Raw genomic sequence first — 22,529 nt, 5'->3', positions numbered from 1 at the left:
GGACGAAATCATGACGGCAATCCAACACTTCTTTAAGACCTTCTTCCTGACCGAGCTGCTGAAAGGGCTCGCGCTGACGGGGCGTTACACGTTCAAGCGCAAGTTCACCGTGCAGTTCCCGGAAGAGAAGACCCCGATCTCGCCGCGTTTTCGCGGGCTGCACGCACTGCGCCGCTACGAGAACGGCGAAGAGCGCTGCATCGCGTGCAAGCTGTGCGAGGCCGTGTGCCCCGCCTTGGCGATCACGATCGAATCGGAAACGCGCGCGGACAACACGCGCCGCACGACGCGCTACGACATCGACCTGACGAAGTGCATCTTCTGCGGTTTCTGCGAAGAGAGCTGCCCGGTCGATTCGATCGTCGAGACGCAGATTCTCGAGTACCACGGCGAAAAGCGCGGCGACCTGTATTTCACGAAGGAAATGCTGCTCGCGGTGGGCGATCGCTACGAGAAGGACATCGCCGCGGCGAAGGCTGCCGACGCGCCGTATCGTTGATTGTGTTTGCAGTGCCGGCCCGAAGCACGGGCCGAGCCGCCGCGACGGGTGCGGGCGTCCCGCAAGCCGCGCCTGACTATGGCCTAACGATGAACCGGTAATCATGGAATTCACGACCGTACTGTTCTACATCTTCGCGCTGCTCCTGGTGGTTTCAGGGCTGAAGGCGATCACTTCGCGCAACCCGGTGGCGTCTGCGCTTTTCCTTGTGCTGGCGTTCTTCAACGCCGCCGCGATCTGGATGCTGCTGGAAGCGGAGTTCCTCGCGATCCTGCTGGTGCTGGTCTACGTGGGCGCCGTGATGGTGCTGTTCCTGTTCGTCGTGATGATGCTGGACATCAACATCGACTACCTGCGCCGCGACTTCAAGCGCTTCGTACCGATGGCGACCGTGGTCGGCGCGATCATCGTGATCGAGACCGCGCTGATCCTGTGGCGCGGCTACGGCGACACGCACACGGTGCACGCGATGGCGACGGGCGAGATGGCCAACTGGTCGAACACGCGACTGATCGGCAAGGTGATCTATACCGACTACATCTTCGCGTTTGAAATCGCCGGCCTCGTGCTGCTGGTCGCGATCATTGCCGCGATCGGGCTGACCGAGCGCAAGGGCAAGGACAGCAAGCGCCAGCGCGTGTCGGATCAGGTCAAGGTGCGCCGCAACGACCGCGTGCGCCTCGTGAAGATGGAAGCGGAAAAGCCGCAGCCGGAAACGGCGCAGAGCGAAGCCGGTACGAGCACCAACGGCTAAGCGGAGGAAAGGAAACCATGTTGACTCTTGCTCACTACCTCGTGCTCGGCGCGATCCTCTTTGCGATCGCGATCGTCGGGATTTTCCTGAACCGCCGCAACATCATCATCATCCTGATGGCGATCGAACTGATGCTGCTGGCGGTGAACACCAACTTCGTCGCGTTCTCGCATTACCTCGGCGATGTGCACGGCCAGATCTTCGTGTTCTTCGTGCTGACGGTCGCCGCAGCGGAAGCCGCGATCGGTCTCGCGATTCTGGTGACCCTGTTCCGTAAGCTCGACACGATCAATGTCGAGGATCTCGATCAGCTCAAAGGTTAATTTCAGGCAACGCTGTTATGTCAACGACACTCAATGAAAACCTGCTGCTGGCGATTCCGCTCGCTCCGCTGGCCGGCTCGCTGATTGCGGGGCTGTTCGGGAACGCAGTCGGGCGCAAGGGCGCACACCGGATCACGATCCTCGGCGTGATGATCGCGTTCCTCCTGTCGGCGAAAGTCTTCGCCGACGTGATGGGCGGCGCGAGCTTCAACGCGACCATCTACGAATGGATGCGGGTCGGCTCGCTGAAGCTCGAAGTCGGCTTCCTGGTCGATTCGATGACCGCGATGATGATGGTCGTCGTGACCTTCGTGTCGCTGATGGTGCACATCTACACGATCGGCTACATGGCGGAAGAGGACGGCTACCAGCGCTTCTTCTCGTACATCTCGCTGTTCACGTTCTCGATGCTGATGCTCGTGATGAGCAACAACTTCCTGCAGCTGTTCTTCGGCTGGGAAGCGGTGGGTCTGGTGTCGTACCTGCTGATCGGCTTCTATTTCACGCGTGAGAGCGCGATCTACGCGAACATGAAGGCGTTCCTCGTGAACCGCGTGGGCGACTTCGGCTTCCTGCTCGGCATCGGCCTGCTGCTCGCATTCGCCGGCTCGATGAACTACGGCGAAGTGTTCGCGAAGCGCGCGGAGCTCGCGAGCCTGCACTTCCCGGGCACCGACTGGGGCCTGCTGACCGTTGCCTGCATCTGCCTGTTCATCGGCGCGATGGGCAAGTCGGCGCAGTTCCCGCTGCACGTGTGGCTGCCTGACTCGATGGAAGGCCCGACCCCGATCTCGGCGCTGATTCACGCGGCGACGATGGTGACGGCCGGCATCTTCATGGTGTCGCGCATGTCGCCGCTGTTCGAGCTGTCGGACACCGCGCTGTCGTTCGTCACGGTGATCGGTGCGATCACGGCGCTGTTCATGGGCTTCCTCGGCATCATCCAGAACGACATCAAGCGCGTGGTCGCGTATTCGACGCTGTCGCAGCTCGGCTACATGACGGTCGCGCTCGGCGTGTCCGCGTACCCGGTCGCGTTGTTCCACCTGATGACGCACGCGTTCTTCAAGGCGCTGCTGTTCCTCGGCGCGGGCTCGGTGATCATCGGCATGCATCACGACCAGGACATCCGCAACATGGGCGGCCTGCGCAAGTACATGCCGATCACGTGGATCACGTCGCTGATCGGCTCGCTGGCGCTGATCGGCACGCCGTTCTTCTCGGGCTTCTACTCGAAGGATTCGATCATCGAGGCCGTGAAGGAATCGCATCTCGCGGGTTCGGGCTTCGCGTACTTCGCGGTGGTCGCGAGCGTGTTCGTGACGGCGCTGTACTCGTTCCGCATGTACTTCCTCGTGTTCCACGGCGAAGAGCGCTTCCGCAACCCGAAGCATCCTGAATCGCCGATGGGCATGGCGGCCGCGCACGGTCACGACGATCACGGCCACGGCCATGGTCACGACGACCACGCGCACGAACCGCACGAGACCCCGTGGGTCGTGTGGCTGCCGCTCGTGCTGCTCGCGATTCCGTCGGTGATCGTCGGTGCGATCGCGATCGGCCCGATGCTGTACGGCAGCTTCTTCGAACATGGCGTGGCATTCGACAAGGTGATCTTCATCGGCGAAAACCACCCGGGCCTCGAAGAGCTGGGCAAGGAATTCCACGGCTGGGCCGCGATGGGCCTGCACTCGCTGACGACGCTGCCGTTGTGGCTCGCGATCGCCGGCGTCGTGGTCGCGTGGTTCCTGTACCTGAAGCGTCCTGAGCTGCCTGCCGTGATCCGCCGCGCGTTCGGCCCGATCTACACGCTGCTCGACAACAAGTACTACATGGACAAGATCAACGAGGTGGTGTTTGCCAAGGGCTCGGTCGCGATCGGCCGCGGCCTGTGGAAAGAGGGCGATGTCGTGGTGATCGACGGCCTCGTCAACGGCAGCGCCCGGTTCATCGGCTGGTTCGCCGGCGTGATCCGCTTCCTCCAATCCGGTTACATCTATCACTACGCGTTCGCCATGATCATCGGCATGCTGGGGCTCCTGACCCTGTTTGTAACGCTCGGCGGCAAATAAGGCGAGGGGACAAGAACAATGCACGCTTTTCCGATTCTCAGTACCGCGATCTGGCTGCCGATCGTTTTCGGCCTCCTCGTGCTCGCGGTGGGTAACGACAAAAATCCGGGGACGGCCCGCTGGGTCGCGCTGATCGGCTCGCTGCTCGGCCTCGCGGTCACGATTCCGCTGATCACGGGCTTCGACTCGAGCACGGCTGCGCTGCAGTTCGTCGAGAAGTCGACCTGGATCGAACGCTTCGACATCGCGTATCACCTCGGCGTCGACGGCATCTCGATGTGGTTCGTCGTGCTGACCGCGCTGATCACGGTGATCGTCGTGATCGCCGCGTGGGAAGTGATCACCGAGAACGTCGCGCAGTACCTCGCGGCCTTCCTGATCCTGTCCGGGATCATGATCGGCGTGTTCTCGGCGGCCGATGGCCTGCTGTTCTACGTGTTCTTCGAGGCGACCCTGATCCCGATGTACATCATCATCGGCGTGTGGGGCGGCCCGAACCGCGTGTATGCGGCGTTCAAGTTCTTCCTGTACACGCTGGCCGGCTCGCTGCTGATGCTGGTCGCGCTGATCTACCTGTACACGGAAACGCACTCGTTCGACCTCGCGACGTGGCAGAACGCGAAGATCGCGATGACGCCTCAAATCCTGCTGTTCATCGCATTCTTCCTTGCGTTCGCGGTGAAGGTGCCGATGTGGCCGGTGCACACCTGGCTGCCGGACGCGCACGTGGAAGCGCCGACGGGCGGTTCGGTCGTGCTGGCCGCGATCATGCTGAAGCTTGGCGCATACGGTTTCCTGCGTTTCTCGTTGCCGATCACGCCTGACGCGAGCCACTTCCTGGCACCCGTCGTGATCACGCTGTCGCTGATCGCGGTGATCTACATCGGCCTCGTCGCGATGGTGCAGGCCGACATGAAGAAGCTGGTCGCGTATTCGTCGATCGCGCACATGGGCTTCGTCACGCTCGGCTTCTTCATCTTCAACCAGCTCGGCGTCGAAGGCGCGATCGTCCAGATGATCTCGCACGGCTTCGTGTCGGGCGCGATGTTCCTCTGCATCGGCGTGCTGTACGACCGCGTGCATTCGCGCCAGATCGCCGATTACGGCGGTGTCGTCAACGTGATGCCGAAGTTCGCGGCATTCGCGATGCTGTTCTCGATGGCCAACTGCGGCCTGCCGGGTACGTCGGGTTTCGTCGGCGAGTTCATGGTGATTCTCGCGGCCGTCCAGTACAACTTCTGGATCGCATTCGGCGCGGCATTCACGCTGATCCTCGGCGCTGCATACACGCTGTGGATGTACAAGCGCGTGTACTTCGGCGCGGTCGCGAACGATCACGTCGCCAAGCTGAAGGACATCGGCCGTCGCGAATTCCTGATGCTGGCCGTGCTTGCCGCGTTCACGATGCTGATGGGCCTGTATCCGAAGCCCTTTACCGACGTGATGCACGTTTCCGTCGAAAACCTCCTCTCCCATGTCGCGCAGTCCAAGCTGCCGCTGGCCCAGTAATCGCGAGCGGAGGAACTCAAGATCATGCAAAACGCTCCTATGAATGTCCTGTTGCCTGACGCGCTGGTGATGGCCGCCATCGTCGTCGCATGGCTGAACGACACCTTTACCGGCGCTTCCGGCCGCCGGCTGACCTATCTGATCGCGGTCGTATCGTCGGTCGTCGCCGGCGTGTGGTTCGCGGTGCAGGCACTCGACCCGCAGCAGTACTACTTCTTTTCGAAGATGGTCGTCGTCGACTCGTTCGCGAGCATGATGAAGGCTGTCGTGTCGTTCGGTTTCGCGGTCTCGCTCGTCTATTCGCGCAAGTATCTCGAAGATCGCGACATGTTCCGCGGCGACGTGTTCCTGCTCGGCATGTTCTCGCTGCTCGGCCAGCTGGTCATGGTGTCGGGCAACAACTTCCTGACGCTGTACCTCGGTCTCGAACTGATGTCGCTGTCGCTGTACGCGGTCATCGCGCTGCGTCGCGACGCCCCGCAGTCGAGCGAAGCCGCGATGAAGTACTACGTGCTGGGCGCGCTTGCGTCGGGCTTCGTGCTGTACGGCATCTCGATGCTCTACGGTGCGACCGGCTCGCTCGAGCTGGGCGAGGTGTACAAGGCGGTCGGCGGCAACACCGACGCGGCCGTGCTGATGTTCGGCGTGGTCTTCATCGTTGCCGGTATCGCGTTCAAGCTCGGCGCCGTGCCGTTCCACATGTGGGTGCCGGACGTCTACCAGGGCGCACCGACCGCGATGACGCTGTTCGTCGGCGGCGGCCCGAAGGTTGCCGCGTTCGCGTGGGGCCTGCGTTTCCTGGTGATGGGCCTGCTGCCGCTCGCACAGAACTGGCAGACCGCGCTCGTGATCCTCGCCGCGCTGTCGCTGATCGTCGGCAACATCACGGGTATCGTCCAGCGCAACATCAAGCGGATGCTCGCCTACTCGGCGATCTCGAACATGGGCTTCGTGCTGCTCGGCCTGCTCGCGGGCATCGTGAAGGGCGACGCGGCGGCACCGGCGAACGCATACAGCTCGGCGATGTTCTACGCGATCGTCTACCTGATCACGACGCTCGGCTCGTTCGGCGTGGTGATGCTGCTCGCGCGCCGCGATTTCGAAGCCGAAACGATCGACGACTTCAAGGGTCTCAACAAGCGCAGCCCGGTGTTCGCGTTCGTGATGATGGTCATGATGTTCTCGCTGGCAGGCATCCCGCCGACCGTCGGCTTCTACGCGAAGCTCGCCGTGCTCGAGGCAACCGTCAACGCGGGCCTCACGTGGCTGGCCGTGCTGGCCGTGATCACGTCGCTGTTCGGCGCGTTCTACTACCTGCGCATCGTGAAGCTGATGTACTTCGATGCACCGCAGGATTCGACGCCGATCTCGGGCGATTTCTGCAAGCGCACGATTCTCGTGCTGAACGGCCTCGCGGTCGTCGTGCTCGGCCTGATCCCGAGCCCGCTGCTGACGGCCTGCCTGCAGGCGATTCGTCACACGCTGCCGCTGTAATGTCGGCAGCCGGCTGGTTTATCGTGCTGTTGGCGCTCGTGTGCGCCAACCTGCCGTTCCTGAACCAACGCCTCTTCGCCGTCGTGCCGTTCGGCACGGCGAAGAAGAGTGCGTGGGTGCGGATCGGCGAGCTGATCGTGCTGTATTTCGTGGTCGGCGCGCTCGGCTTCTGGCTTGAGTCGCGCGCCGGCAACCGCTTCGAACAGGGCTGGCAGTTTTACGCGATCACGTTCAGTCTTTTCATCGTGTTCGCGTTTCCCGGCTTCACGTTCCAGTATCTCGTCAAACGACGCTGACGGCTGCGGCCGTCGCGCTCAATCTTGGAGCCGCCGATGGCCGAACTACCCAATCACGATGCCGCACTGACCGAAACCTGCCTCGAAAGCGAGGCGATTTTCGACGGCTCGTTCCTCAAGCTCAAGCGCGATACCGTCCGTTTGCCGGACGGCAAGAAGGCCACGCGCGAATACGTCCAGCACCCGGGCGCGGTGATGGTGATCCCGCTGTTCGACGACGGCCGCGTGCTGATGGAAAGCCAGTATCGCTACCCGATCGGCAAGGTGATGGCCGAATTCCCGGCCGGCAAGCTCGATCCGGACGAAGGCGCGCTTTCGTGCGCGGTGCGCGAACTGCGCGAGGAAACGGGGTACACGGCGCGCGAATACGTGTTCCTGGCCCGCATTCACCCGATCATTTCCTATTCGACCGAATTCATCGACCTGTATCTCGCGCGCGGGCTGACGGCCGGCGAGCGCAAGCTCGACGAAGGCGAATTCCTCGAAACGTTCACTGCCACGCAAGCCGACCTGCAGGAATGGGTGCGCACCGGGCAGATCACCGACGTGAAGACGATCATCGGCACGATGTGGCTCGACAAGGTGTTGTCCGGCACCTGGTCGCTCGGGCCGGTCCTGACGCCCTGAGCGCGGCGTCGGCGGCGGGTGGGGCGCCGCGTTACAATCCAATGACGCGGCGTTTTCGCGTCGCGCGATCGGGATTTAGCACGATCGTTCACAAAACCGCTTTTTGCGCTACACTCGTCACACGCCCTGATTCAGCATGAAGGTCCTCGATTTACAGTGCCCGCACGGTCATCGGTTCGAAGGCTGGTTCGCTTCCGCCGATGAATTCGAAGCGCAGTTGTCCCGCAAGCTGGTCGAATGTCCGGTGTGCGGGACGACCGAGGTCAACCGTCTGCCGTCGGCGCCGCGCCTGAACCTGTCGGGCGCGACGCAGGCGCAGCCGGCCGATCCGCGTGCGCTGCAGGCGCAGGTGCTGCGCGCGCTGCGCGAGGTGCTGGAGAAGACCGAGAACGTGGGCGAGCGCTTCGCCGAGGAAGCGCGGCGCATCCATTACAACGAGGCGCCGGCACGCAGCATCCGTGGCGTCACGACACCGGAAGATGCGCAATCCTTGGTCGAAGAAGGCATCGACGTGATGCCGCTGCCGATTCCTGCCGCGCTGAAAGAACCACTGCAATGACGTACGCAGTGGGTCCTTGCCGGGCCGGAAGGTCGCGGCGAGCCTTGCATGGGACCTGAGCAGGCGCTGAAGCGCCAACTCCGGTCGACCGCGAAGCATGGGACCAGAGCAAGCGCTGAAGCGCTAACTCTGGTCGACAGGAGACACTGCGCATGGATCTGGATTATTCCCCCGCCGACGACGCGTTCCGCGTCGACGTCCGCGCCTGGCTCGAGGCCAACCTGCCTCACGCACTGCGCGCCAAAGTACTCGATCACAAACGACTCGACCGCGAGGATTTCGCGAGCTGGCACCGGATTCTCGGTCAGCGCGGCTGGTCCGCGCCTGCGTGGCCGACCGAATACGGCGGCCCGGGCTGGAACGCGACGCAGCGGCACATCTGGGATGAGGAGTGCGCGCGGATCGGCGCGCCGACCGTGCTGCCGTTCGGCGTGTCGATGGTCGCGCCGGTGCTGATGAAATACGGCAGCGAAGCGCAGAAACGCCACTATCTGCCGCGCATTCTCGACGGCTCCGACTGGTGGTGCCAGGGTTACTCGGAGCCGGGTTCCGGGTCCGACCTCGCGTCGTTGCGCACGCGCGCCGAACGCCAGGGCGACCACTACGTCGTCAATGGCCAGAAGACCTGGACGACGCTCGGCCAGTACGCGGACATGATGTTCTGCCTCGTGCGCACCGATCCGGCCGCGAAGAAGCAGGAGGGCATCTCGTTCCTGCTGATCGACATGAAGACGCCCGGCATCACGGTGCGGCCGATCATCACGCTCGACGAGGATCACGAGGTCAACGAGGTGTTCTTCGAGGACGTGAAGGTGCCGGTCGAGAATCTCGTTGGCGACGAGAACCGCGGCTGGACCTACGCGAAATACCTACTTGGCCATGAGCGCGCCGGCATCGCACGAGTCGGCGCGTCGAAGCGCGAGCTCGTGTTCCTGAAGCGCGTGGCGTCGAACCAGCGCAAGAACGGCAAGCCGCTGCTCGCCGATCCCGTGTTCGCCGCCAAGGTCGCGGCGCTCGAAGTCGAGCTGATGGCGCTCGAGGTGACGGTGCTGCGCGTCGTCAGCCGCGAGACGAGCGGCAAGGGGCCGGGCCCCGAGGCGTCGATGCTGAAGATCAAGGGCACGGAAGTGCAGCAGGCGCTCACCGAGCTGATGTTCGACGCGATCGGCCCGCTCGCCGCGCCGTTCGACGTACCGTTCCTCAATGGCGAACGCGAGCACAGCATCGCGGGCGACGACGATGCGGCGCCGCTCGCCGCGTACTACTTCAATTACCGGAAGACGTCGATCTACGGCGGTTCGAACGAGATCCAGAAGAACATCATCGCGCAGATGATTCTGGGTCTGTGATCGGGAAACGGGAGCGGAGACAACCATGGATTTCAGCTTTACCGATGAGCAGCAGCAGTTCGCCGACGCGCTGCGCCGTTATCTCGGCGAGCAATACGGCTTCGATGCGCGCCAGGCAATCGTGCGCAGCGACACGGGCGTGTCGGACACGCAATGGAGCGCGTTCGCCGAGCTGGGGCTGACCGCGCTGCCCGTGCCGGATGCGCAGGGCGGTTTCGGCGGCAGCCCGGTCGACATGCTGGTTGCGATGCAGGAACTCGGCCGCGCGCTCGTGATCGAGCCGTATTGGGCAACGGCGGTCGGCGTCGAGGCTTTGCGCATCGCCGGGTCCGGCGCAGGCGAGGACGCCGCATTACTGGAGGCAGTCGCGCAGGGGCAGAAGCGCTTGGCGGTCGCATTCCACGAACCGCATGCGCGTTATGACCTGTTCGAGCTCGAGACGCACGCACGCGAGCAGGGCGGCACGCATCGGCTGACCGGCACCAAGTCGGTCGTTCAACACGGCGCACAGGCGCACGCGTGGATCGTGCCTGCGCGTGTCGACGACGGCGGCATCGGCCTCTTTGTCGTCGAACGCGATGCGGCGAACGCGAAGGTGGTCGACTACCGGACCATCGACGGCCAGCGTGCCGCGACGATCGCGTTCGACGAAACGCCGGCCCGAATGCTGACAGGCGGCGCGCGCGACGCTGCGGCGCTCGAGCAGATTGCCGATTACGCGACGTTCCTGCTGTGCGCGGAAGCGGTCGGCGCGCTCGACGAACTGAATCGCGCGACGGTCGAATACACGAAAACGCGCGAGCAGTTCGGCGTGCCGATTGCGCGTTTCCAGGCGCTGCAGCACCGGATGGTCGACATGCTGATTCATGCCGAGCAGGCGCGTTCGCTGACCTACCTGGCCGCGGTGCGCTATGCGGGCGGCGACGCCGATGCGCGACGCAAGGCCGTGTCGGCCGCGAAGGCGCGCGTCGGCGCGGCCGCGCGCTTCGTCGGCCAGCAGGCTGTCCAGTTGCACGGCGGCATGGGCGTGACCAACGAGGTGGCCGCCGCGCACCTGTTCAAGCGGTTGTCGATCATCGAGACGACGCTCGGCGACACCGATCATCATCTTGCCCGCATCGCGGCGCTGCCCGATTTCACGCAGGCCGACGCGGCATGACGGCGGCGCGCGAGCGCGTCAGACAAGGGGACACACAAGTGGGTATCAGTTACGAAGATCTGGTTGTCGGCAGCACCACCGAAGTGGGCAGCTACACGTTCGAGCCCGACGATATCAAGGCGTTCGCGCAGCGCTACGACCCGCAGCCGTTCCACCTCGACGAGGAGGCCGCGAAGGCGTCGCCGTTCGGCGGACTGGTCGCGAGCGGCTGGCACACGTGCTCGGTGTTCATGAGCCTGCTCATCAAGAAGCTCGGGCCGGACTCGACCAGCATGGGCTCGCCCGGCATCGACTCGATCCGCTGGCTCAAGCCGGTGCGCGCCGGCGACACGATCACGATGCACCAGAAAATTCACGACAAGCGCGTCTCGGAGAGCAAGCCCGATCGCGGCATCGTGTCGACGGAGTGGATCGGCATCAACGGTAGCGGCGAGACGGTGATCACCGTGCATAGCAAGGTGATTTTCGGGTTGCGCGATCCGCGAGGCACGAACGCATGACCGACGTGACATTGCCGTTGATCGCGTCGGCGCAGGCGTTGCAGGCGCGTGTCGGCGAGGAGCCGCTCGCGAGCGGCTGGATCACGATCGACCAGCATCGCGTCGACGGCTTCGCCGACGCGACCGGCGATCATCAATGGATTCATGTCGATCCCGAACGCGCGCGGCGCGAGTCGCCGTTCGGCGGGCCGATCGCGCATGGGTTCCTGACGCTGTCTCTGATTCCCGCGCTGATGACCGACGCGATGCGCTTCGAGCAGAAGATGGGCGTGAACTACGGACTGAATCGCGTGCGGTTCCTGAAGCCGGTGCCGGTCGGTGCGCGCGTGCGCGCGCTGTTCGCGGTGAAGGAAACCGCCGAGGTCGCGCGGGGCGGCGTGCAGGCGACCTGGTCGGTGTCGATCCAGGCCGAGCGTCCCGACGCGCCGTTGCTCGTTTGCGCGGCGGAATTCATCACGCTGCATTACTTCTGAGGCGCGGAGCGGCATGTACGGATGCCGCTCCGCCCGTCACGTGCATGTCAGTGCTTCGCGTATTGCGTGGCGCCGAACAGCACCTCGCGCGCCTTGTCGTCCTGCAGCGGCTTGCGCATCGACGCGAGTACTTCGACGCCGCGCTGTACGGCCGGTCGTGCGGCGATTGCCTCGTGCCAGCGCTTCACGTTCGGCAACTCGTCGAGCAGGATGCCCTGGTTTTGCCACGAGCGCGTCCACGGGAACGTCGCAATGTCCGCGATCGTGTACGCGTCGCCCGCGAGATATTCGGATTCGCCGAGGCGCTTTTCCATCACGTTGTACAGGCGCTTCGCTTCGTTCGTATAGCGGTTGACCGCGTACTCGATCCTTTCCGGCGCGTACAGGCGGAAGTGGTGTGCCTGCCCGAGCATCGGGCCGACACCGCCCATCTGGAACATCAGCCACTCGAGCGTTGCATAGCGGGCGGCCGGATCGGCCGGCAGGAACTTGCCGGTTTTCTCCGCGAGGTAGATCAGGATCGCGCCCGATTCGAACAGCGAGATCGGCTTGCCGCCGGGGCCGTCCGGATCGACGATCGCAGGGATCTTGTTGTTCGGACTGATCTTCAGGAACTCGGGCTCGAACTGGTCGCCCGCACCGATATCGACCGGATGTGCACGATAGGCGAGGCCCGTTTCCTCGAGCATGATGTGCACCTTGTGGCCGTTCGGGGTCGCCCAGCTATAGACGTCGATCATCGTCAACTCCTTGGTTGCATGCGCGAAAACGGCGCCGGCAGTGCGCCGCGACAGGCGGTCATTAGAGCATGGATCGACGCGGGCTGCCGGCGACGGAAACGTGTCTGCAGATGCGTACGCGCGGGCGAACGGGAGATCGTCGCCGACGTTGCGCGAGGCTTTTCCTGGCGCATATCTTCTGCGCGTACTGCCACGCCGGGTCCACCATCGGGCGCGCGACGTACTGCACCTCGTCGGGGATGGCGAATGTGCGCCAGTCGAGCCAGGTGATGTCGCGGAACTGTTGCGGATCGACGTGCCGCGTCATGCGGTGGCACACGAAATCCGCGAACGGATCGCCGAGCGTCGACAGTTTTCAGTCGAGCCCGGCGAGCACGCGCGGTTCGTGCGGATGGAAGATCAGATTGTCGAGCCGGTAGTCGCCGTGCACGATCGTCGCCGGACGGCCGTTGTCGCCGTCATCGGCCGACGCGGCTCAGGGCTTGTAGCGGGGCTGGCGTTTCTCGAGAAAGGCGGTGATGCCTTCGAGCCCGTCCGCATGATGCAGCGATGCGACGAAATGATCGCGCTCGGTGCCGAGATGCGGTTCGAGCGGCTGCGTCGTTGCATCGTCGAGCAGCGACTTGATGCGCGTGAGTGCGTTCGGCGAGATGCCGGCGAGTGCATCGGCCCATGCAAGCGCGTCGTTCAGGGCTGCGCCGGACACGGCGAGCCGGTTGACCACGCCGAGCGCATGCAGGCGTTCGGCCGCGACCGGCTTGCCCTCGAACAGGATCTCGGCCGCGATCGCACGCGGCAGCGCGCGCGCGAGGAACCACGAGCCGCCGCCGTCGGGCGTCAGGCCCACGCGCGCGTACGACATCACGAATTTCGCATCGTTCGCGGCGACGATCAGGTCGCACGCAAGCGCGAGCGAGAAGCCCGCGCCGGCCGCCGCGCCTTCGACCGCCGCGATCACAGGCTTTGTCGATTCTCGAATCGCCGTCACCCATGCGCCGAGCTGATCGATGCTGTCGGCCTGGTAGGACGGATCCTTCGAGCGGTTGTCGAGCAGCCGGTTCAGGTTGCCGCCTGCGCAGAAGAAGCGGTCGGCACCGGTCAGCACGACCGCGCGAATCCCGGGATCGCGTTCGGCCGTGGCGAGCGCTTCGACGCCGGCCGCGTACATGTCGGGATGCAGCGCGTTGCGCGCGCCGGGATTGGACAGCGTGAGGACGAGCGTCGAATCGCTCTCGGGCGGCCGCGAGGCCAGCAGTTCAGCACTCATGCGAGCGTGTCTCCATCGGATGGCGAGGCTGCGGCACCGCGCGCGTCGCGCGGACCGGCAGCGCTGCTGCCGCAGCGAATGTAATGTTGTCGTGACGGACGTGAAACTGTTTTAGACTAGCACGAACGTGCTTTTCAGCGCGATGAATCCCGGTGCGGCCGGTATCGTTGCGGCCGCGCTCTCGCAAGGAAGGAGACTCCGATGCTACAGCTGTGCGGTATTCCGTTGTCCAACTATTACAACAAGGTGAAGTTCGTCCTGCTCGAGCACGACATTCCGTTCGAAGAGTCGGTGTGCGGTTTGCCGATCAGCGATCCGGCCCAGCTCGCCGATTCGCCGCTTGGCAAGATTCCGTTCCTGAAGACTGAAGAGGGCGCGCTGTTCGAGTCGCAGGTGATCATCGAATACCTGGCGGCGCGCTATCCCGAGAAAGCCATTTTCCCGGCGGGGCCGTTCGCGGCGGCGAAGGTGCGCGAGCTGGTCGAGACGCTCGAGCTGTATCTCGAATGGATGGCGCGCGAGGTCTATACGGAAGCGTTCTTCGGCGGCAAGGTCAGCGACGGGATGAAGGCGCACGTCGAGAAGCGCCTGCCGCGCGCGATCGATGCGTTCAAGCAGATGGCGCAGTTTTCGCCGTACGTGCTCGGCGAGTCGTTCAGCCTCGCGGACATCGCCGCATCGATCCATCTGCCGGTCATCGGGATGGCGACGAAGGCCGTGTTCGGACGCGACTTCCTGCTCGATGCAGGCATCGACTGGAAGGCTCACGCGAAGAAGGTCGGTGAGCGTGCCGCCGCGCAGCGCGTGGCGGCCGAACGCAAGGCATATATCGACGCGACGAGCGGCGCGCGTTCGTAAGCGTGATTCTTCGGCGGGGCGGCGCGCGGCCGCCCGCGCGGGACTTACAGTCGGGCGAGCCGTTCGAGTGCGGATGCGAGCGTGCTTTCCTGCTTCGCGAAGCAGAAACGTACGACCCCCGATTCGTGCGGCTCGTGATAGAACGCCGACACCGGAATGGCGGCCACGCCGATCTCCGACGTGAGCCATTTCGAGAATTCCGCTTCGGGCAGGTCGCTGATCGCCGAGTAATCGACACACTGGAAGTACGTGCCCGTGCACGGCAGCAGCTTGAAGCGCGTGCGCTCGAGGCCTGCGCGGAAGAAGTCACGCTTCTTCTGGTAGAAGCCGGCGAGTGTCAGGTACGGTGCCGGGTCGCGCAGGTAATCGGCGAGCCCGATCTGCATCGGCGTATTCACCGTGAATACGTTGAACTGGTGGACCTTGCGGAATTCCGCGGTCAGCGCGGCAGGCGCCGCGACATAGCCGACCTTCCAGCCCGTCACGTGATAGGTCTTGCCGAAGCTCGACACGATGAAGCTGCGTGCGGCGAGTTCCGGATAGCGCGCGACGCTCTCGTGGCGCGCGCCGTCGTAGACCATGTGCTCGTAGACCTCGTCCGACAGGATCAGCACGTTGGTGCCGCGCACGATGTCCTCGAGCCTGCGCATGTCCGCGTCGCGCCACACGGTGCCCGTCGGGTTATGCGGCGTGTTGATCAGGACCATGCGCGTTTTCGGCGTGATCGCGGCTGCGAGACGGTCGAACGGGATCGCGTAGTCGGGCGCCTCCAGCGTGACGAATACCGGCTTGCCTCCTGCGAGTTCGATCGACGGCAGGTAGCTGTCATAGGTCGGTTCGACGACGATCACTTCGTCGCCCGGATGCACCGCGCACAGGATTGCCGTCAGCAGCGCCTGCGTCGCGCCGGCCGTCACCGTGATCTCGGTGGCCGGATCGTAGCGTCGGCCGTAGACGTGCGCGATCTTGTCGGCGATCGCGTCACGCAGCGGTGCGACGCCGGCCATCGGCGGATACTGGTTGTGCCCGTTGCGCATCGCGGTCGCGACCGCATCGACGATGCGCGGATCGCAATCGAAATCCGGGAAGCCCTGGCCGAGGTTCACGGCGCCTTTTTCGGCGGCAAGCGCACTCATGACCGTGAAGATCGTCGTGCCGACGTTCGGCAGGCGCGAGGGGAAAACGGGAGTCGTTGGCATGTCTGAAGGAGCGTTCATCGATACGGTCGAAATCGGGTGCCGCCGCGTGCATTAGGTCGGCGTGGCAGCGGTGGTCGGTGCGGCGTCGAGCGCGCAGGCTTCGGCAAACGGCGCGGGTTGCGCGATCCGGAAACCGAAGTCGCGTGCGGTGCGCTTCGCGAGCTTCAGTAGCGCACGGTCTTTCGAGACGAGCCAATCGGCCTGCGCGGCACGGGCGAGTTCGAGAAACTTCTGATCGTCGCGGTCCTTGCACTTCGGCAGCGGAGGCGCGTCGGCGTCGACGGGCGGCGGCTCGACGAGGCTCGCGAGGCGGGCGACGGTCGCGAGCGCGGCGGCCTTGTCGATCGCACGCGCCTGGAACTGCGGATAATCGAGCACGTACTCGAGTTCGGTCAGGCAGCGGCCGTCGATCACGGCGGCAAGCGCGCCGCGTTCGAGCGCGGCCCGGATCGGGCGCGTAGCGGGGTCGTCGAATACGAGGATGTCGATCCAGACGTTCGAGTCGAGCACGACGCGGTGCGCGACGTGCGGGGCGAGGGAGCTGGTCATTCGTTACAATCGGTGGTTTTCGTCTGACCGCAAGGCACGGCGTGCCAGCGAGCCTCTATGATAATCGTTCTCTCTCCCGCCAAATCCCTCGAATACGATACGCCCGCGCACGTCCAGTCTTACACGAAGCCTGCATTCGTCGACGACGCGTCCGAGCTGATCGACGGCCTGCGCAAGCTTTCGCCGCAGGACATCGCAACGCTGATGGATATCTCCGATCCCCTCGCTCGCCTGAACTTCCAGCGCTACGCGGACTGGTCGCCGACCTTTACGCCGGCCAATGCGAAGCAGGCCGTGCTGGCGTTCAACGGCGACGTCTACGAAGGATTCGATGCGAAATCGCTGTCGTCCGCCGATCTCGACTATGCGCAGCAGCACGTGCGTGTGCTGTCGGGCCTGTACGGGCTGCTGCGCCCGCTCGACCTGCTGCAGCCGTACCGGCTCGAGATGGGCACGCGCTTCGCGAACGCGCGCGGCAAGGACCTGTACGCGTTCTGGGGCGACCGCATCACGCGGGCGCTGAACGAGCAGCTCGAGACGCGCAGCGGCGCGGCCCGCGTGCTGGTCAACTGTGCGTCCACCGAATACTTCAAGTCGGTCAAGCCGAAACTGCTGGCCGCGCCCGTCATCACGCCGGTATTCGAGGACTGGAAGGGCGGCCGCTACAAGATCATCAGCTTCCATGCGAAGCGCGCGCGCGGCCTGATGGCGCGTTTTATCGTCGAGAACCGTATTACCGAGCCGAAGGCGCTGAAGGAGTTCGCGACGGAAGGCTATGCGTTCGACGCGGCAGCGTCGAACGATTCGACTTACGTATATCGCCGGCGAGTCGGCGAGTGACCATGCCGGCCGTTCACGAGATGGCCGGCGCATGCATGAGGCCGGGCAAGCGGTACATCGCCCGTTCTGGCCGACAGCGTTGCATGGGACCTGAGTAAGTGCTGAAGGACTAACTCGGGTCGACAGCGTTGCATGGGACCTGAGTAAGTGCTGAAGCACTAACTCAGGTCGACAGCGGTGCATGGGACCTGAGTAAGTGCTGAAGCACTAACTCAGGTCGACACAGGAGAAACAGATGTCCCTTTCGATCACCAGCAATTTCGACGCGGGCGCAATCGACGTCGTGTCGTGCGACAGCCCCGACGCGATTCGGCTGCGCGTGCGCGGCGACAGCCGCTCGGAATTCGCGCAATGGTTTTACTATCGCTTGACGGGCGCGCGCGGCGAGCGGTGCGTGATGACGTTCGAGAATGCCGCCGAATGCGCCTATCCGTCCGGCTGGCGCAACTACAGCGCGGTGGCGAGCTACGACCGGGTCGACTGGTTTCGCGTGCCGACGACGTTCGACGGCAAGGCGATGACCATCGACCATACGCCGGAGTTCGACAGCATCTATTACGCGTATTTCGAACCGTATTCGGAGGAGCGTCACGCGGCATTTCTCGGCGCGGTCCAGCAGTTGCCGCAGGCGAGCGTCGTCGAGCTCGGCCGCACGGTCGAAGGCCGCCCGATGTCGCTGCTGACGCTCGGCACGCCGGAAACCGACGGCGCGTCGAAGAAGAAGGTGTGGATCATCGCGCGTCAGCATCCGGGCGAGACGATGGCCGAGTGGTTCGTCGAAGGCCTCGTCAAGCGGCTGGCCGGATGGGGCGACTGGGCCGGCGATCCGGTCGCGCGCAAGCTCTACGATCGCGCGACGTTCTACATCGTCCCGAACATGAACCCGGACGGCAGCGTGCATGGCAACCTGCGCACCAATGCGGCAGGTGCGAACCTGAACCGCGAATGGATGACGCCCGATGCCGAGCGCAGCCCCGAGGTGCTTGCCGTGCGCGACGCGATCCACGCGATTGGCTGTGACATGTTCTTCGACATTCACGGCGACGAGGATCTGCCGTACGTGTTCGTTGCCGGGTCGGAGATGCTGCCGAGCTTTACCGAGCAGCAGGGGAAGGAGCAGACCGCGTTCATCGACGCGTTCAAGGTCGCGAGCCCCGACTTCCAGACCGAGCATGGTTATGCGGCGAGCAAGTACAAGGAGGACGCGCTCAAGCTTGCGTCGAAGTACATCGGCCATCAGTTCGGCTGCCTGTCGCTGACGCTCGAGATGCCGTTCAAGGACAACGCGAACCTGCCCGACGAGCGTGTCGGCTGGAACGGTGAGCGCAGCGCGGCGCTTGGCGCAGCGATGCTGGCCGCGATCCTGGTGCACGTCGACACGTTCGCGTAAGCGTATCGTCGCCGCATGAAAAAAGCCGGGGCATCCTGAGATGCCCCGGCTTTTTTGCTTCTGTCGTTGCCGCTCCGTCGTATCAGGACTTCTTCGCGGTTTTCTTCTTCACGGCTTTCTTCTGGCCGCCTGATTTCTTCGTTGCGACGGCCTTCTTGCCGGTGCGGCCCGATGCCTTCGCCTTTGCATTACCCCGGTGTGATTTGCCCTTGAACTTCTTCGTCGAAGACGTGGAGCGCTCGACGCGCGGCTTCAGCGGCGGAACGGGGTCGTTCCAGCTGAACGCGAGCATTTGCTGGCCGACGTAGCCGCAACGGAATTTCAGCGGCGTCGGGTCGCTGCCGTCGCTGTGGACGCCGAGTCCGTCGACCGTGACGATGTTGTCGACCTTCACGCGCTGCTTGCCCTGGTCGAACGAGTCGTTCCACGGCGTGATCGTCGCGTTGCCGCTGTCGAATGCGTTCGGTGCGAAGTCGACGCGGTCGAAGGCCGACGACGTGCTCGCAATGAAGCTGCCGTGCGCCGCACAATCGGCCGCGAGCGGATCGGCATGCATTTCGTTGACGAATTTGTTGATCAGTTCGGAGCGCTGATCGAGCAGGTCGGCGAATACCGGTGTCGGAAGCGCAAGCGACAGGCCCGCGACACAGGCTGCCAGCTTGCCGAGCGCCCGGAGAATCCGGAGCGAGGCAGGTGAGCTGTCCATCTGGTTATTGGTGAGGAGCTAAGGAGACATCGGGCACGTATAGATGCCCGATCAAGAACAGGAGTTCAATCTTAGCGTAAAAAAGTTGTGCGGCAGTAGATGGCCTATTCTCCCGCGCTGCGGAAAATGCCGCCGGCACGTGCTGACGGTGCCCCGGTCCGAAGGAGTTTCAGGCGCGCGGGCCGCCGAGACGATAGCGCCGGACGTCGAAGGTCGTGACCCACGCAGGGCGATAGACGGCGATGAGCGCAGTCGCCATGCCGGTGAACCACGCTTCGCCGAGCGCGAGCAGTGCAGTGTTCAACAGATAGCCTGCAGGAATCACGACAGGCACGCCATCCGCGAGGGCGAGCTGGACGCCGGCTGCTGCTGCGGCGACCGCGATGATCGCGATGGCCGGCGACAGGAATCCCTGGCCGGTGATGAACGACGCGAGGTTGTGCGGCAGCCATGCGAGCGCGGCGCGCTGCAGCAACGCCGACACGGCGACGGGCAGCGCGCCGTAGATCAGATAGGTCAGGCCAATGCCCTGCCACGGCGCGTCGAAGATGATTGCGGCAACCGCGGTGACGGCGCCCATCGCTATCAGCGCGAGCGTCCAGTCGAACAGCGTGACGAGCAGCGTTGCGCCCAGCAGATGCATGACGATGCCATCTTCGAGCCACGCATTCGAGGCCCAGAGGACCGCGATTGCGGTGACGAGCGCGAGCCACACGTGCTGGAGCGTGGCGTCCTGGAGGCGCACGAAGGGGCGATTCCAGATCGCGAGCGTGAGCAGGGCCACGGCGGCGATCCAGCCACCGATGCCAACCCAGAGCGGAAGCGGTGTGAAAAGAAAACCCATGCGTTCATATTACTCGTTGAGCATCAAAGGTGGGAATCCGCACATGTCGACCGTCGCAATATCGAGACTGTTTGTTAGGGCTCGCGCCGGAACCGTGCCCGCGGCTCGGCGGCGAGCGGCAGGTCCTGCGTGCCGGCATGTGTGGCCGGCAACGGGTATCGGTGATCGTTGCGTTGCGTGCGCAGCGGCACCGGGCCGTGTTCGCCGATGGCAGGCTTGCGCGCGCGGTTGCGGTTCGCCAGCAGCACTTCGAGGTGCGGCGACAGCCAGCCGTTGTAGATCGCGACCGCGGCGGCGCGGTTGACGGCGCCAAGCTGCTGGAAGATGCTGGCAAGGTGGATTTTCACGGTGCCTTCGCTGATGCCGAGCGTGCGGGCAATCATCTTGTTCGTGCTGCCCATATGGACGAAGCGCATGATCTGCGCTTGCCTCGGCGACAACAGGCCGCTGGGCGGGCGGCGAGGCAGCGATCCGGCGAGTGTCTGGAAATGGGCCTCGTGGCGCGCCGCGGCCACGGAGGGCAGCAGGCGGAGAGCGATCGGCGGGATGTAGTGCCCGCCCAGCAGCACCATCTCGAGCGCGCGCACGATCAGGTGCGGCCGTGTGGAATGCGGGATCACGCCGGCGACGCCATAGTTGAAGAAGCGCTGGATGGCTTCCGGCGATGCTTCGTCGATCATCACGGCCGCGGGCGTCGGCGAGCAGGCGCTGCAGAGTGCCTGAAGCTCGCTTAGCCGGCCGATGTCCAGCCAGTCGATCGTGACGAGGTCGAAACGCTGGGTGCGCAGCAGCCGGCGCGCCTGGAAGCCGTCGGGTGCATCGTTGATGCTGGCGTGGCGGTCGATCTGCCGCAACAGGGCCTTCAGTCCGTCACGCCGTTCGGCGTCTGAGTTAAGCACCAGGAATCGCATATTCAACCTCCATAAGGGTGAGTCATTGATCTGCTGTCGGGCATGCGTTGGCCCTGATAATGACAAAGACCTTACACGATGTCTGCTTGGCTGAAAGGCTTAGGAAAAGTCTGAAATTTTGAGCGACGGGATATCGGACAAGAAAAAAGCCGCTCCGGCGGGAACCGGGAGCGGCTTCGGGTGGGCAGGCCGTTCAGGCCTGCTGCGAGAGGTTAGTGGAAGTGGGGCTGGGCGGGCGATGCGTCTTCCGGCATTTCCGCGTGGACGATTTCGCCGAGCGGATCCGCGTAAAGCGGCACGCCGCAGTCGTCGCAGTATTCGGGTTCGAATCGGCCTGCGTGCCGGCGGACGTCGGTTACGCCGCATTCCTTCAACAGGCTCACGATTTCCTCGAGCGGTCCTTCGATTGGCGCCTCGCCTTCGAGCGTCGCGCTGTCGATCGACACATCGCCGTTTTCACGGCCGTAGAGCGGCCACACGACACCGTAGATCACGTCGTTGCTCGCACGCCGCGTGAAGCCGACACGATATTCATCGATACGACGTTCGCCGAAGCCGGCGACCACCGCGCGCAGCTCCTGCGGTGCCGTACCAAGTGTGTCGAAAAGATAACGAATGGCGGTTCGCACCGTGTGCGGACGAATGCGTTCGTCCGCATCTCGGCAGGCCGAGTAGTACGCGTCCGGAAGCAGGCACTCGAACTCGCATCCGGGCAGCGCGATCGACAGATTCGGGCCGCCTTGGGCCGTCCATTGTTCGAGGCACTGACCGCGCTCGATCCGGCTGCCGCTTTCTTCTTCCTGCCAGCGGAACAGCGGCGCGCCGGCGGGTGCAGCGACGACGGCGAGCAGGAAGCGCGGGTCGGCAAGGATCGGCGAGGTTTCGGGCAGGTCACCGAAGCTGAGCTTGGGCGTGTGCTGGCCGATCGCCGCATGCGCGAGCTGCTGGGCAAGACGGTAGGTCTCGACGTGATGCCGCGGCAACTGGTCGATGCTGTAGAGGAACGGGGCAAGCCCGACGAGCGTGCCGTTCGCAAGGACATGAGCCTGCAGGTGCGTTCGCAGCGCGTCGGCCACGTCGCCCTTGAGCGGGCCCGACGGAATCATGTAGCGCGTCCATGCGAGCACCGGGACGGCGACCAGCAACGCATCGTACGGCTGGCCGTCGTGCTCGATCACCATCGACTCGCTATGGGTCTCGGCGATGTCGGCGAGCGCGCCGTAGGCGTCGGGATGATTCTGCTGCAGATGGTCGAGCGCTGCGTCGAGCGTGGTCTGGTTGCCGTTGCGGACAATCTTCGCGAGCAGTGCGTCGAGCTTCGCTTCCCAGAAGCGATCCTCGATGCGGCTGCCCGAGGCGAAGAGCGCAAGCGACAGACCGACCAGTTTGTCGGCATCGGGGGGGAGGCGTTTGGCGATTCGCTGGCGCATATTAAAGACGTATATAGAAAGGGGCGAAGAACCTCACATTCTAGTCCGTTCTTTGCACCATAAGCGGTCTTGTGCCCTGGCATGGCCGGACGGCCGAATTGCGGCATTTGTAAAAAAGTTTCTTCGAACCCCTTGCGCGATCGACGCGGGGTGCATAGAATCACGCCTCTTTCGCGCTAAC

24 protein-coding genes and 1 pseudogene are annotated in these 22,529 nt (G+C 64.1%); 16 read left to right on the top strand and 9 right to left on the bottom strand.

Going from position 1 to position 22,529, the window contains the following annotated elements; translation table 11 throughout:
• Positions 1-10: 10 nt before the first annotated feature.
• The 13 genes from nuoI (at position 11) to OEJ37_RS28125 (ending at position 11,614) form a co-directional block, all read left to right on the top strand.
• Complete coding sequence (nuoI, locus tag OEJ37_RS28185; protein WP_006478270.1) at positions 11-499, top strand: NADH-quinone oxidoreductase subunit NuoI; 489 nt, start codon at positions 11-13, stop codon at positions 497-499.
• Positions 500-602: 103 nt separating this feature from the next.
• Positions 603-1,253, top strand: coding sequence for an NADH-quinone oxidoreductase subunit J (locus tag OEJ37_RS28180; RefSeq protein ID WP_263347710.1), 651 nt, complete (start codon positions 603-605; stop codon positions 1,251-1,253).
• 17 nt (positions 1,254-1,270) lie between these two features.
• Positions 1,271-1,576: an NADH-quinone oxidoreductase subunit NuoK gene (gene nuoK, locus OEJ37_RS28175; RefSeq protein WP_004185739.1), complete on the top strand. Its 306-nt coding sequence runs from the start codon at positions 1,271-1,273 to the stop codon at positions 1,574-1,576.
• 17 nt (positions 1,577-1,593) lie between these two features.
• A complete protein-coding gene (gene nuoL, locus OEJ37_RS28170; RefSeq protein WP_175919325.1) occupies positions 1,594-3,648 on the top strand; it encodes an NADH-quinone oxidoreductase subunit L in 2,055 nt (684 codons plus the stop codon).
• Between the two features lie 18 nt (positions 3,649-3,666).
• Entirely contained in the window at positions 3,667-5,157 is a 1,491-nt protein-coding gene (locus tag OEJ37_RS28165; protein WP_175919326.1) for an NADH-quinone oxidoreductase subunit M, read from the top strand.
• 39 nt (positions 5,158-5,196) lie between these two features.
• Positions 5,197-6,651: an NADH-quinone oxidoreductase subunit NuoN gene (gene nuoN, locus OEJ37_RS28160; protein ID WP_174418254.1), complete on the top strand. Its 1,455-nt coding sequence runs from the start codon at positions 5,197-5,199 to the stop codon at positions 6,649-6,651.
• The gene (locus tag OEJ37_RS28155; protein ID WP_174418236.1) at positions 6,651-6,947 is read left to right on the top strand and encodes a DUF2818 family protein; all 297 of its coding nucleotides are present in this window, start codon (positions 6,651-6,653) and stop codon (positions 6,945-6,947) included. Before nuoN ends, OEJ37_RS28155 begins: the two co-directional genes overlap by 1 nt.
• A 36-nt stretch (positions 6,948-6,983) precedes the next feature.
• Positions 6,984-7,574: an NUDIX domain-containing protein gene (locus OEJ37_RS28150; protein WP_263347704.1), complete on the top strand. Its 591-nt coding sequence runs from the start codon at positions 6,984-6,986 to the stop codon at positions 7,572-7,574.
• Positions 7,575-7,710: 136 nt separating this feature from the next.
• Complete coding sequence (locus OEJ37_RS28145) at positions 7,711-8,133, top strand: DUF1178 family protein (protein ID WP_131947260.1); 423 nt, start codon at positions 7,711-7,713, stop codon at positions 8,131-8,133.
• Positions 8,134-8,285: 152 nt separating this feature from the next.
• Positions 8,286-9,482, top strand: a complete 1,197-nt coding sequence (locus OEJ37_RS28140) for an acyl-CoA dehydrogenase family protein (protein ID WP_175919327.1) — start codon at positions 8,286-8,288, stop codon at positions 9,480-9,482.
• A 25-nt stretch (positions 9,483-9,507) separates the two neighbouring features.
• On the top strand, positions 9,508-10,641 hold the full coding sequence (locus OEJ37_RS28135) for an acyl-CoA dehydrogenase family protein (RefSeq protein ID WP_263347699.1): 1,134 nt from the start codon (positions 9,508-9,510) through the stop codon (positions 10,639-10,641).
• A 38-nt stretch (positions 10,642-10,679) separates the two neighbouring features.
• Positions 10,680-11,141, top strand: a complete 462-nt coding sequence (locus OEJ37_RS28130) for a MaoC family dehydratase (RefSeq protein WP_174418239.1) — start codon at positions 10,680-10,682, stop codon at positions 11,139-11,141.
• Complete coding sequence (locus OEJ37_RS28125) at positions 11,138-11,614, top strand: MaoC family dehydratase (protein ID WP_152856366.1); 477 nt, start codon at positions 11,138-11,140, stop codon at positions 11,612-11,614. Before OEJ37_RS28130 ends, OEJ37_RS28125 begins: the two co-directional genes overlap by 4 nt.
• 47 nt (positions 11,615-11,661) lie before the next feature.
• On the opposite strand, the gene OEJ37_RS28120 is transcribed toward OEJ37_RS28125, so the two are convergent.
• The 3 genes and pseudogenes from OEJ37_RS28120 to OEJ37_RS28110 all read right to left on the bottom strand — a co-directional run bounded on the left by OEJ37_RS28120 (position 11,662) and on the right by OEJ37_RS28110 (position 13,621).
• Positions 11,662-12,354 (bottom strand): glutathione binding-like protein, encoded by a 693-nt coding sequence (locus OEJ37_RS28120; protein WP_174418240.1) that lies wholly within the window; start codon positions 12,352-12,354, stop codon positions 11,662-11,664.
• Between the two features lie 211 nt (positions 12,355-12,565).
• Positions 12,566-12,796 (bottom strand): annotated as a pseudogene (locus tag OEJ37_RS35165) (phosphotransferase family protein); the annotation flags it as partial.
• A gap of 33 nt (positions 12,797-12,829) precedes the next feature.
• On the bottom strand, positions 12,830-13,621 hold the full coding sequence (locus tag OEJ37_RS28110; protein ID WP_263347695.1) for an oxepin-CoA hydrolase, alternative type: 792 nt from the start codon (positions 13,619-13,621) through the stop codon (positions 12,830-12,832).
• Between the two features lie 201 nt (positions 13,622-13,822).
• Here OEJ37_RS28110 and OEJ37_RS28105 point away from each other — a divergent pair, with 201 nt between their 5' ends.
• Positions 13,823-14,479: a glutathione S-transferase gene (locus OEJ37_RS28105; protein ID WP_175919331.1), complete on the top strand. Its 657-nt coding sequence runs from the start codon at positions 13,823-13,825 to the stop codon at positions 14,477-14,479.
• Positions 14,480-14,523: 44 nt separating this feature from the next.
• Here OEJ37_RS28105 and OEJ37_RS28100 read toward each other — a convergent pair whose 3' ends face one another.
• Together OEJ37_RS28100 and OEJ37_RS28095 are read right to left on the bottom strand one after the other, a co-directional pair.
• Positions 14,524-15,696: a pyridoxal phosphate-dependent aminotransferase gene (locus OEJ37_RS28100; protein WP_174418243.1), complete on the bottom strand. Its 1,173-nt coding sequence runs from the start codon at positions 15,694-15,696 to the stop codon at positions 14,524-14,526.
• Positions 15,697-15,729: 33 nt separating this feature from the next.
• On the bottom strand, positions 15,730-16,227 hold the full coding sequence (locus OEJ37_RS28095) for a putative toxin-antitoxin system toxin component, PIN family (protein WP_175919332.1): 498 nt from the start codon (positions 16,225-16,227) through the stop codon (positions 15,730-15,732).
• A gap of 57 nt (positions 16,228-16,284) precedes the next feature.
• Between OEJ37_RS28095 and yaaA the strand changes: the two genes are divergently transcribed.
• Together yaaA and OEJ37_RS28085 are read left to right on the top strand one after the other, a co-directional pair.
• Complete coding sequence (gene yaaA, locus OEJ37_RS28090; protein ID WP_175919333.1) at positions 16,285-17,067, top strand: peroxide stress protein YaaA; 783 nt, start codon at positions 16,285-16,287, stop codon at positions 17,065-17,067.
• Positions 17,068-17,302: 235 nt separating this feature from the next.
• Positions 17,303-18,457 (top strand): carboxypeptidase family protein, encoded by a 1,155-nt coding sequence (locus OEJ37_RS28085; protein WP_175945006.1) that lies wholly within the window; start codon positions 17,303-17,305, stop codon positions 18,455-18,457.
• An 82-nt stretch (positions 18,458-18,539) separates the two neighbouring features.
• Here OEJ37_RS28085 and OEJ37_RS28080 read toward each other — a convergent pair whose 3' ends face one another.
• The 4 genes from OEJ37_RS28080 to OEJ37_RS28065 all read right to left on the bottom strand — a co-directional run bounded on the left by OEJ37_RS28080 (position 18,540) and on the right by OEJ37_RS28065 (position 22,348).
• Complete coding sequence (locus tag OEJ37_RS28080; protein ID WP_263347689.1) at positions 18,540-19,163, bottom strand: BspC domain-containing protein; 624 nt, start codon at positions 19,161-19,163, stop codon at positions 18,540-18,542.
• Between the two features lie 169 nt (positions 19,164-19,332).
• Positions 19,333-20,007 (bottom strand): energy-coupling factor ABC transporter permease, encoded by a 675-nt coding sequence (locus tag OEJ37_RS28075; RefSeq protein ID WP_152856357.1) that lies wholly within the window; start codon positions 20,005-20,007, stop codon positions 19,333-19,335.
• A gap of 74 nt (positions 20,008-20,081) precedes the next feature.
• Positions 20,082-20,918 carry a response regulator transcription factor gene (locus OEJ37_RS28070; protein ID WP_263347687.1) on the bottom strand — a complete coding sequence of 279 codons (837 nt, stop codon included), beginning with the start codon at positions 20,916-20,918 and terminating at the stop codon, positions 20,082-20,084.
• Positions 20,919-21,130: 212 nt separating this feature from the next.
• Entirely contained in the window at positions 21,131-22,348 is a 1,218-nt protein-coding gene (locus tag OEJ37_RS28065) for a DUF2863 family protein (protein ID WP_152856355.1), read from the bottom strand.
• Positions 22,349-22,529 lie beyond the last annotated feature (181 nt).

It is taken from the genome of Burkholderia sp. BKH01 (genome assembly GCF_025685725.1).
Lineage (GTDB): Bacteria > Pseudomonadota > Gammaproteobacteria > Burkholderiales > Burkholderiaceae > Burkholderia > Burkholderia pyrrocinia_C.
The sequence above is the reverse complement of the archived record's forward strand: the minus strand, read 5'-3'. Positions and strand labels throughout refer to the sequence as shown.